Here is an 11,001-nt window from a genome sequence, read left to right on the forward strand (position 1 = left end):
TGAGTCCGGCAGCGATGACTTCGCAGCCCTGATGGGCCTGGAAAACACCCAGCAAACCGCGACTGAAGACGCCGGTGTGGGCCTCAAGCGCGAACTCCACAGCCTGCTCAACCGTTATCCGGCGGAACTCGAGCGGACCCGGCAGCAGATCCAGAAACGCGCCGACCTGAGCGCCGCGACCCTGTTGAAGATCGCCGCCGTGCGCCAGGCCATCGCCGAGCTGGAGCCCGTGGTACGTGCCCAGCACGGCCAGATCCAGGGCGAGGTACGGCTGATGCAGGGGTTGATGATCGGCCTGATCCTGCTGATCGCACTGGTCATCGACACCTTGCAGCGCAAGCTGGCCCGAGTCCTGACCAACCTGGCCCCGGCGCTGTCGACCTGGGCCGAAGGCGACTTCAGCCAAGCGATCCAACTGGGCAAGACCAACCACGAATTGCACGCCATCGAAGAGTCGCTGAACCGCCTGCGAGCCTATCTGGTGGATCTGGTGGGCACCATTCGCCAAAACGCCGAACAAGTGGCGGGCAGCAGCCGCGCCCTGGCCGACCTCAGCAGCGGCCTGCACAGCGGCGCCGAGCGCCAGGCCGGCGACACCGCGCAGATCCGCGATGCCCTGGGGGAGCTGGAAGCCACCATCCAGCAGGTGGCCGGTGACGCCAGCCAGGCCGCCGATGCCAGTCGCAGCGCTGGCCTTGCGGTGCAACAGGGGCAGAAAGTCATAGGCCTGAGCCTGACCGGGCTGCACGCCCTGGTGGGCGAGGTGCAGGGCAACGCACAGATGATCGAGCACCTGGCCCAGGAGTCCGCCACCATCGGCGGCGTGCTGACAGTGATCCGTTCCATTGCCGAACAGACCAACCTGCTGGCCCTCAACGCCGCCATCGAAGCCGCCCGCGCCGGAGAAATGGGCCGCGGCTTTGCCGTGGTCGCCGAAGAGGTGCGCTCCCTGGCCCAGCGTACCGCGGGGGCTACGGCGCAAATCCAGACCTTGATCGCCGGCCTGCAGACCGCCGCGCAACAATCGGTACAAGGCATGCGCGCCCAGGTGGAACACGCCGAAGCCACCGCCAGCCAGGCCCAGGCCGCCGACGGTGCCCTGGACGAAATCGTCGGGGCGATCCAGACCATCGCCGACACTGCCGTGCGCATCGCCGATGTCACGGCCCAGCAAAGCGGCGCAGTCAGTGAGATCCGCGACCACAGCGAGCGCATCCATCAACTGGGCGGCGACAACCTGCTGCGCATTGGCGAAGGCCGGGCCCAGGGCGATAACCTGCTGGACCTCGGAGGCCAATTGCACACGGCGGTACAAGCCTTCCGCGTCTAAGCTGTGCATCTGTCCCGGCTTTCCCTGACAAACGCCCCATCATCGGCGAAACGGCTGGCCGGGAGTTCAGCGCTCTCGCTCTGCAGGCAAATGACCGGATTTAAGTGCCTGGTCACATATTTTGCGCAAACATCGGTCATCGTGCTGGCTATTGCCGAGAACTGGACAGTCATAAAGTCTTTCCGGCATAGTCGCCGGGTTCTGACAACAGCACCCCGATAACAAGGAACAACCGATGGCCACCCTACTGGTTCTTCACGGACCCAACCTGAACCTGCTCGGCACCCGTGAACCGGGGGTCTACGGTGCAACCACCCTGGCCCAGATCAACCAGGATCTGGAGCAGCGGGCCCGTGATGCCGGGCATCATCTGCAGTACCTGCAGAGCAATGCCGAGTACGAATTGATCGAACGTATCCATGCTGCACGCGATGAAGGCGTGGACTTCATTTTGATCAATCCAGCAGCTTTTACGCATACAAGCGTCGCATTACGTGACGCGCTGCTGGCGGTGAGCATCCCATTCATCGAAGTGCATTTGTCCAACGTGCACAAACGCGAACCTTTCCGCCATCACTCCTACTTCTCCGACGTTGCGGTGGGAGTGATCTGCGGCCTTGGCGCCAGCGGTTACCGACTGGCCCTGGAGGCCGCACTAGAGCAGCTTGAACAACAAGCTAAACGCCCCTGACCGACCCTTGGGAGTTGATGATTCATGGATATCCGTAAAGTTAAGAAACTGATCGAACTGCTGGAAGAGTCCGGCATCGACGAGCTGGAGATCAAGGAAGGCGAAGAGTCCGTACGCATCAGCCGCCACAGCAAGACTCCAGCCCAGCAGTACTACGCACCGGCTCCCGTTGCCGCCCCCGTAGCTGCACCTGCCGCTGCCGCACCGGCCGCCGCTGCTCCTGCCGCACCCGCCGCACCTGCGCTGAACGGCACCGTAGCCCGCTCGCCAATGGTCGGTACTTTCTACCGCAAATCTTCGCCTACCTCGCCAGCCTTCGTTGAAGTCGGCCAGAGCGTGAAGAAAGGCGACACCCTGTGCATCGTCGAAGCGATGAAAATGATGAACCACATCGAAGCTGAAACCAGCGGTGTGATCGAATCCATTCTTGTCGAAGACGGCCAGCCGGTTGAGTACGACCAACCGCTGTTCACCATCGTTTGAACCGCGGAGAGTCTTTGATGTTGAAGCCTGCGAAGTTGGAAAAAGTCCTGATCGCCAACCGCGGCGAAATCGCCCTGCGGATCCTGCGTGCCTGCAAGGAAATGGGGATCAAGACCGTCGCCGTCTATTCCAAGGCCGACAAGGAGCTGATGCACCTGGGCCTGGCGGACGAATCCGTCTGCATCGGGCCTGCGCAAGCTGCGCAGTCCTACCTGCACATCCCGGCCATCATCGCGGCCGCTGAAGTCACTGGCGCTACGGCAATCCACCCTGGCTACGGCTTCCTGGCGGAAAACGCCGACTTCGCCGAACAGGTGGAAAACTCCGGCTTCGCCTTCATCGGCCCGAAAGCTGACACCATCCGCCTGATGGGCGACAAGGTTTCCGCCAAGCACGCCATGATCGCGGCCGGTGTTCCTACGGTTCCAGGTTCCGACGGCCCACTGCCGGAAGACGAAGAAACCGCCCTGCGCATTGGCCGTGAAGTCGGCTATCCGGTGATCATCAAGGCCGCTGGCGGCGGCGGTGGTCGCGGCATGCGCGTAGTGCACAAGGAAGAAGACCTGATTGCCTCGGCGAAGCTGACCCGCTCCGAAGCCGGCGCAGCGTTTGGCAACCCGATGGTCTACCTGGAGAAGTTCCTGACCAACCCACGTCACGTGGAAGTTCAGGTGCTGTCCGACGGCCAGGGCAACGCCATCCACCTGGGCGACCGCGACTGCTCACTGCAGCGTCGTCACCAGAAAGTCCTCGAAGAAGCGCCGGCACCGGGCATCGACGAGACTGCGCGCCAGGAAGTCTTCGCCCGCTGCGTCAAGGCGTGCATCGACATCGGCTACCGCGGTGCCGGTACGTTCGAGTTCCTTTACGAGAACGGCCGCTTCTACTTCATCGAGATGAACACTCGCGTACAGGTAGAGCACCCGGTTTCGGAAATGGTCACCGGTATCGACATCGTCAAGGAGATGCTCAGCATCGCCGCCGGCAACAAGCTGTCGTTCACCCAGGATGACGTGGTTATCCGCGGTCACGCCCTGGAATGCCGGATCAACGCCGAAGACCCGAAAACCTTCATGCCAAGCCCAGGCACGGTCAAGCACTTCCATGCTCCGGGCGGCAACGGCGTGCGCGTCGACTCGCACCTGTACAGCGGTTACGCGGTTCCACCGAACTACGATTCGTTGATCGGCAAGCTGATCACCTACGGGGCGACCCGTGACGAAGCCATGGCGCGCATGCGCAATGCGCTGGACGAAATCGTCGTCGACGGGATCAAGACCAACATCCCGCTGCACCGCGATCTGACCCGTGACGAAGGCTTCTGCAAAGGGGGCGTGAACATTCACTACCTCGAGCACAAGCTGGCCGAGCAACACTGATCGGCGCTCGCCACACCGACAAGGCCGCTTTCGAGCGGCCTTGTCGTATCTGCCATTCCCCCCTCCACCCTGTAGGAGCGAGCTTGCTCGCGAACCGCGCAGCGGCCATTGCCTGAGCTCCCTGATCAACCGCTATTGCAAGCAAGAACCCGGCGTCCCCCTCGCTCCTGCGGGTCGTCTCGCGTAAACTTGCGCGCTTCTCGCGGCCCGCTAGGCTGCACATCACATATTTTCAAAGGTGCCCGCCATGCCTTGGCTGCAAGTCCGTCTCGCCATCAGCCCAGAACAAGCCGAAACCTATGAAGACGCTTTTCTTGAAGTCGGTGCCGTCTCGGTCACCTTTATGGACGCCGAGGATCAGCCGATCTTCGAACCCGAACTCAACACCACCCCGCTCTGGTCCCACACCCACCTGTTGGCCCTGTTCGAAGGCGGCACCGAAGCCGCCAGCGTGCTCGCCCATATGGAACTGCTGACCGGCAGCCCGCTGCCCGAGCACCACAGCGAAGTCATCGAGGACCAGGACTGGGAGCGCAGCTGGATGGACAACTTCCAGCCGATGCGTTTCGGCCAGCGCCTGTGGATCGTTCCAAGCTGGCACGCCGCACCGGAGCCTGACGCGGTCAACCTGCTGCTGGACCCGGGCCTGGCCTTCGGCACCGGCACCCACCCCACCACCGCGCTGTGCCTGGAATGGCTGGACGGCCAGGACCTGAAGGACTGCAACGTGCTGGACTTCGGCTGCGGCTCGGGAATCCTCGCCATCGCCGCCCTGTTGCTGGGCGCCAAGCAAGCGGTCGGCACCGATATCGACGTGCAGGCGCTGGAAGCCTCCCGCGACAACGCCGGGCGCAACGGTATTGCCGACGAACTGTTCCCGCTGTACCTGCCCGAGCAACTGCCCCAGGTCCAGGCCGATGTGCTGGTGGCCAACATCCTGGCCGGCCCGCTGGTCTCCCTGGCCCCGCAGCTGTCGGGCCTGGTGAAGTCCGGAGGACGCCTGGCACTGTCCGGCATCCTCGCCGAACAAGGCGAAGAAGTGGCTGCCGCCTATGCCCGGGACTTCGATCTGGACCCGATCGCCACCCTCGATGGCTGGGTGCGCATCACCGGCCGTCGGCGCTAGAATGGCCGCCTGCATAATCCGGATGGCCGCATGACCGACAGTTTCGTCACCCAATGCCCGCATTGCCAAACCAGGTTCCGTGTCAGCCATGCTCAGTTGAGCGTGGCCCGCGGGGTGGTTCGCTGCGGCTCCTGCCTGCAGGTGTTCAATGCCGCGCGGCAGTTGCTTGAGCAGCGCGCCGCCAAGGAAAGCGCAACGTCCAGGCCGGCGGCGAAACCGGCAACCGCGCCTGCGGTAGCAGCGACGCCAAAACCCGAACAGCAGCCTGCCCCCGCGCCGACGCCTGCGGCGGCCCCGCCCCAGCGCGCCATCAGCCAGAAACAATGGTCGGCCGCCGAAATGGACCTGGATCACCTGGACCTCGATGAGGAATTGGCCAAGCTCGAGCAGCGGGAGATTCAGCCGGCCAAGGCCTTTGGCCAGGAGCGCGAACATCAGGAAGACAGCCTCAGCGCCCGTCGCGACCCTCAGGACGCCGATGAAGCCCACTGGCCCGACGGCCTGTTCGGCAGCGCCGGCGAGCACGATGAGTCGAAGCCCGCCCCCCTCAAGGCCCAGGCGCATCAGGACGACATCGACCCCGAACCGGTCCGACCCAGCCGCACCGAGCCGTCGCTGTCCTTCAACCTGGCGGATCTGGATGACGAGCCCCTGGCGCCGAAACTGCGCCAGGACGACGACCTGGAGCCCTTCGAGGCCCAGGCAGCCACAGACGCCGTCGAACACGACGAGCCATCGCCAGCCACCACCCCCGGCAAGAAACGCCGCGAACGCAGCGAGCCCGGAGTCCAGGAAGACGTATTGCTGGACCTGGTGGACGATCCGATTCACCTCGATTGGCAGAAACGCCGTTCTCCCTGGGGCCGGCGCCTGCTCTGGCTGCTGCTGATCCTGTTGGCCGCCGGCGGCCTGGTGGGACAATACGTCGCTTATCACTTCGACGAGCTCGCGCGCCAGGACCAGTACCGCCCGTGGTTCCAGGAGTTGTGCCCGGAGTTCGGCTGTACGGTGCCATCGCGCGTGGATATCGCCCGCATCAAGAGCAGCAACCTGGTGGTGCGCAGCCACCCGGAATTCAGCGGGGCGCTGGTGGTGGACGCCATCATCTATAACCGCGCACCCTTCTCCCAACCCTTCCCACTGCTGGAACTGCGCTTCGCCGACCTCAACGGCCATCTGATTGCCAGCCGCAGCTTCAAACCCGGGGAGTACCTGGGCGGCGAGATGCAGGATGTGGCGGAAATGCCGCCGCAGACGCCGATTCACATCGCCCTGGATATTCTCGACCCCGGACCGAAAGCGGTGAACTACAGTCTGAGTTTCCACTCGCCCGAGTGAATCGGCTGATCAGACTGACGGACAACTCTGGATTGACGACAGATTTATGACTGCATCGCTCAGATTGATCCCCTGGCGATAACGGAAGAACTGTTCAGATTTTATCCAATTCAGCCTTTATCCGGTCATCGAGAGCGGGTATCATGCCAACCCTTTTTCGAACTCTCATGATCCGGCCCCACAACAGGGAAGTCCTATGTCGGCGGTACGCATCGGCCCATATACATTGCACAACGGCTTGATTCTCGCCCCGATGGCGGGGGTCACCGACCAGCCCTTTCGTCAGCTTTGCAAGCAGTTGGGCGCGGGCCTTGTAGTCTCGGAAATGGTCACCAGCGACATGAGCTTGTGGAACAGCCGCAAATCGCGGTTGCGCATGATCCACGAAGGCGATCCCGAGCCACGCTCGGTGCAGATTGCCGGTGGCGATGCACAGATGCTGGCAGACGCCGCCCGCGCCAACGTCGAGTTGGGCGCACAGATTATTGATATCAACATGGGTTGTCCGGCGAAGAAGGTCTGCAACAAGGCTGCCGGTTCCGCGTTGCTGAAAGACGAAGCCCTGGTCAACGAGATTCTCCAGGCGGTGGTGGCCGCGGTGGACGTACCGGTCACCCTGAAGATCCGCACCGGCTGGGACCGGCAGAACAAGAACGGCCTGACGGTGGCGAAGATCGCCGAGCAGGCAGGCATCACGGCACTGGCGGTCCACGGTCGGACCCGGGCCGACCTGTACACCGGCGAAGCCGAGTACGACACCATTGCCGCGATCAAGCAGGCGGTGTCGATTCCGGTCTTTGCCAACGGCGACATCGACTCGCCCGAGAAGGCCCGGCAGGTATTGCACGCCACCGGGGCCGACGGGTTGTTGATCGGCCGGGCCGCCCAGGGGCGGCCATGGATTTTTCGTGAAATCGAACACTTCCTGCGTACCGGTGAAACCCTCCCGGCACCGGAGCTGTTCGAGGTGGAACGTATTCTGCTAGAGCACCTGGCCGCGCTGCATGCCTTCTATGGGGAGGTCATGGGCGTCCGCATTGCGCGCAAGCATGTGGGCTGGTATCTCGCAACCCTGCCGGGCGCCAGGGAGTTTCGCGCCCACTTCAATCGTTTGGAAGATACGGAAGCACAATGCGCCAACGTTCGTGAGTTCTTTGCCGGACGTTACAAGAGCCTGGAAACAGGGGACGGAGAAGGGGTGGCCGCATGACGATGATGACCGAGACTTTAGTGAGTGGAACTACACCCGTGAGCGACAACGTGAATTTGAAACAGCACCTCAATACACCCAGCGAAGAAGGCCAGACCCTTCGCGGGAGTGTCGAGAAGGCGCTGCACAATTATTTCGCCCACCTTGAGGGCGCAGCCGTCACGGACGTGTACAACCTGGTGCTCTCCGAAGTCGAGGCTCCGTTGCTCGAAAGCGTGATGAACTACGTCAAGGGCAACCAGACCAAGGCCAGCGAACTCCTGGGCCTGAACCGCGGCACCCTGCGCAAGAAACTCAAGCAGTACGATTTGTTGTAAGCATTCAATCAAACCAGAAAGGCGCCCGCGTAAAAAACGGTCGCCTTTTTTGCTGACTCCTTTGCTTTTGATGGAAATTGAGATGACCGACCAGACTACCCGCCTGCCGATCCGCCGCGCCTTGATCAGTGTTTCCGACAAGACCGGGATCCTCGAATTCGCCAAGGAGCTGGAAGCCCTGGGCGTGGAGATCCTCTCCACCGGCGGGACCTTCAAACTGCTGCAGGACAACGGCGTGGCCGCAGTGGAAGTCGCGGATTACACCGGTTTCGCGGAAATGATGGACGGCCGGGTCAAGACCCTGCACCCGAAAATCCACGGCGGTATCCTCGGTCGTCGCGGTATCGACGACGCCATCATGAACGAGCACAGCATCAAGCCCATCGATCTGGTAGCGGTCAACCTCTACCCCTTCGAAGCCACCATTTCCAAGCCCGGCTGCGACCTGCCGACCGCCATCGAGAACATCGACATCGGCGGCCCGACCATGGTCCGCTCGGCGGCCAAGAACCATAAGGACGTGGCCATCGTGGTCAACGCCAGCGACTACGCCGGCGTCCTGGAAAGCCTCAAGGCCGGTGGCCTGACCTACGCCCAGCGTTTCGACCTGATGCTCAAGGCCTTCGAACACACCGCTGCCTACGACGGCATGATCGCCAACTACATGGGCACTGTGAACCAGGCCGCCGAGACCCTCAGCACAGAAGGCCGCAGCGAATTCCCGCGGACCTTCAACAGCCAGTTCATCAAGGCCCAGGAAATGCGCTACGGCGAGAACCCGCACCAGAGCGCGGCGTTCTACGTGGAAGCCAAGCCTGCCGAAGTCGGCATCGCCACCGCCACCCAGTTGCAAGGCAAGGAGCTGTCCTACAACAACGTAGCCGACACCGACGCCGCCCTGGAATGCGTGAAGAGCTTCGTCAAGCCGGCCTGCGTCATCGTCAAGCACGCCAACCCGTGCGGCGTGGCCGTAAGCCCGGACGCTGAAGGCGGCATCCGCCAGGCCTACGAACTGGCCTACGCCACCGACACCGAATCGGCCTTCGGCGGCATCATCGCCTTCAACCGCGAACTGGATGCAGCCACCGCCAAGGCCATCGTCGAGCGTCAGTTCGTCGAAGTGATCATCGCCCCGAGCGTCAGCGAAGAAGCCCGCGCCATTGTCGCCGCCAAAGCCAACGTGCGCCTGCTGGCCTGCGGCGAGTGGTCGGCAGACCGCGTACCGGCCTGGGACTACAAGCGCGTCAACGGTGGCCTGCTGGTGCAGAGCCGCGACATCGGCATGATCGGTGCCGACGACCTGAAAGTGGTGACCAAGCGCGCCCCGACCGAACAGGAAGTCCACGACCTGATCTTTGCCTGGAAAGTGGCCAAGTTCGTCAAGTCCAACGCCATTGTCTACGCCAAGAACCGCCAGACCATCGGTGTCGGCGCCGGTCAGATGAGCCGTGTGAACTCGGCGCGGATCGCTGCCATCAAGGCCGAGCACGCCGGTCTGCAGGTAGCCGGTTCGGTCATGGCCTCCGACGCGTTCTTCCCGTTCCGCGACGGCCTGGACAACGCCGCCAAGGTCGGTATCACCGCGGTGATCCAGCCAGGCGGCTCGATGCGTGATGCCGAAGTGATTGCCGCAGCCGACGAAGCCGGCATCGCCATGGTCTTCACCGGCATGCGTCATTTCCGTCACTAAGCACTTGCCACAGTAGGAGCCGGCTTGCCGGCGAAAGCGGTCCCGCCCAACCAGCGAGGCGCCCCGATCGCCGGCAAGCCGGCTCCTACTTTTGCTTTCCTGAGTTAGCGTCATCCGAGGTTTTTGAAATGAATGTACTGATCATTGGTAGCGGCGGTCGTGAACACGCCCTGGCCTGGAAAGTCGCTCAGGACCCACGGGTTCAGAAAGTGTTCGTCGCCCCGGGCAACGCCGGCACCGCCATCGAAGCCAAGTGCGAGAACGTCGCCATCGACGTCCTGGCCCTGGAACAGTTGGCAGATTTCGCCGAGAAGAACGTCGCCCTGACCATCGTCGGTCCGGAAGTGCCGCTGGTGGCCGGCGTGGTGGATCTGTTCCGCTCCCGTGGCCTGGACTGCTTCGGTCCGACCGCCGGCGCCGCGCAGCTGGAAGGTTCGAAAGCCTTCACCAAGGACTTCCTCGCGCGCCACAAGATCCCGACTGCCGACTACCAGAACTTCACCGAGATCGAGCCGGCCCTGGCCTATCTGCAGGAAAAAGGCGCGCCGATCGTGATCAAGGCCGACGGCCTGGCCGCCGGCAAAGGCGTGATCGTCGCCATGACCCTGGCCGAAGCCGAGGAAGCCGTGCGCGACATGCTGGCCGGCAATGCCTTCGGTGATGCCGGTTCCCGCGTCGTCATCGAGGAGTTCCTCGACGGCGAGGAAGCCAGCTTCATCGTCATGGTCGACGGCAAGAACGTGCTGCCCATGGCCACCAGCCAGGACCACAAGCGCGTCGGCGACGGCGACACTGGCCCCAATACCGGTGGCATGGGCGCTTACTCGCCGGCACCGGTGGTCACATCAGAAGTGCACCAGCGGGTGATGGACCTGGTGATCTGGCCCACCGTGCGCGGCATGGCCGAGGAAGGCAACGTCTACACCGGCTTCCTCTATGCCGGCCTGATGATCGACAAAGCCGGCAACCCGAAAGTCATCGAGTTCAACTGCCGCTTCGGCGACCCGGAAACCCAGCCGGTGATGCTGCGCCTGCAATCGAGCCTGGTGCTGCTGGTGGAAGCCGCCCTGGCCCAGGCCCTGGACAAGGTCGAAGCCCAGTGGGACCCACGCCCAAGCCTGGGCATCGTCCTCGCCGCCGGCGGCTATCCTGGTGACTATGCCAAGGGCGCAGCCATCACTGGCCTGGACGCCGCCGCGGCATTGGAAGGCAAGGTGTTCCACGCCGGCACCGCACTCAAGGACGGTCAGGTCGTGACTTCCGGCGGCCGGGTACTCTGCGCCACCGCCATGGGCGACAGCGTCGATGCAGCCCAGCAGCAAGCCTACCGCCTGGCGGCCAAGATCGACTGGCAGGGCTGCTTCTACCGCAACGACATCGGCTACCGTGCCATTGCTCGTGAGCGCGGCCAGGAGTAAAGCTGCCAGTCCCCCCCCG

10 protein-coding genes are annotated in these 11,001 nt (G+C 63.2%); all 10 read left to right on the forward strand.

The annotated features are described in order from the left end of the window. Window positions 1–1,330 (forward strand): methyl-accepting chemotaxis protein (locus tag BLX41_RS18165; RefSeq protein WP_259744999.1); only part of this gene is annotated, 1,330 nt, incomplete at its 5' end. Between the two features lie 235 nt (window positions 1,331–1,565). Continuing rightward, window positions 1,566–2,021, forward strand: a complete 456-nt coding sequence (gene aroQ, locus BLX41_RS18170) for a type II 3-dehydroquinate dehydratase (protein WP_025130565.1) — start codon at window positions 1,566–1,568, stop codon at window positions 2,019–2,021. Between the two features lie 24 nt (window positions 2,022–2,045). Continuing rightward, window positions 2,046–2,504, forward strand: coding sequence for an acetyl-CoA carboxylase biotin carboxyl carrier protein (gene accB / locus BLX41_RS18175; protein WP_011059041.1), 459 nt, complete (start codon window positions 2,046–2,048; stop codon window positions 2,502–2,504). Window positions 2,505–2,521: 17 nt separating this feature from the next. Then, window positions 2,522–3,883, forward strand: coding sequence for an acetyl-CoA carboxylase biotin carboxylase subunit (gene accC / locus BLX41_RS18180; RefSeq protein ID WP_123726009.1), 1,362 nt, complete (start codon window positions 2,522–2,524; stop codon window positions 3,881–3,883). A 247-nt stretch (window positions 3,884–4,130) separates the two neighbouring features. Continuing rightward, complete coding sequence (prmA, locus tag BLX41_RS18185) at window positions 4,131–5,009, forward strand: 50S ribosomal protein L11 methyltransferase (protein ID WP_123726010.1); 879 nt, start codon at window positions 4,131–4,133, stop codon at window positions 5,007–5,009. A 30-nt stretch (window positions 5,010–5,039) separates the two neighbouring features. Continuing rightward, complete coding sequence (locus tag BLX41_RS18190) at window positions 5,040–6,347, forward strand: DUF3426 domain-containing protein (RefSeq protein WP_123726011.1); 1,308 nt, start codon at window positions 5,040–5,042, stop codon at window positions 6,345–6,347. A 196-nt stretch (window positions 6,348–6,543) separates the two neighbouring features. Next, a complete protein-coding gene (gene dusB, locus BLX41_RS18195; protein ID WP_016968220.1) occupies window positions 6,544–7,557 on the forward strand; it encodes a tRNA dihydrouridine synthase DusB in 1,014 nt (337 codons plus the stop codon). Then, the gene (gene fis, locus BLX41_RS18200) at window positions 7,554–7,874 is read left to right on the forward strand and encodes a DNA-binding transcriptional regulator Fis (protein WP_003186237.1); all 321 of its coding nucleotides are present in this window, start codon (window positions 7,554–7,556) and stop codon (window positions 7,872–7,874) included. Before dusB ends, fis begins: the two co-directional genes overlap by 4 nt. Window positions 7,875–7,956: 82 nt before the next feature. Next, on the forward strand, window positions 7,957–9,564 hold the full coding sequence (purH, locus tag BLX41_RS18205; RefSeq protein ID WP_123726012.1) for a bifunctional phosphoribosylaminoimidazolecarboxamide formyltransferase/IMP cyclohydrolase: 1,608 nt from the start codon (window positions 7,957–7,959) through the stop codon (window positions 9,562–9,564). A gap of 128 nt (window positions 9,565–9,692) precedes the next feature. Continuing rightward, window positions 9,693–10,982, forward strand: a complete 1,290-nt coding sequence (gene purD / locus BLX41_RS18210; RefSeq protein WP_123726013.1) for a phosphoribosylamine--glycine ligase — start codon at window positions 9,693–9,695, stop codon at window positions 10,980–10,982. Window positions 10,983–11,001 lie beyond the last annotated feature (19 nt).

The sequence above is a fragment of the Pseudomonas protegens genome (assembly GCF_003732485.1).
GTDB lineage: Bacteria > Pseudomonadota > Gammaproteobacteria > Pseudomonadales > Pseudomonadaceae > Aquipseudomonas > Aquipseudomonas protegens_B.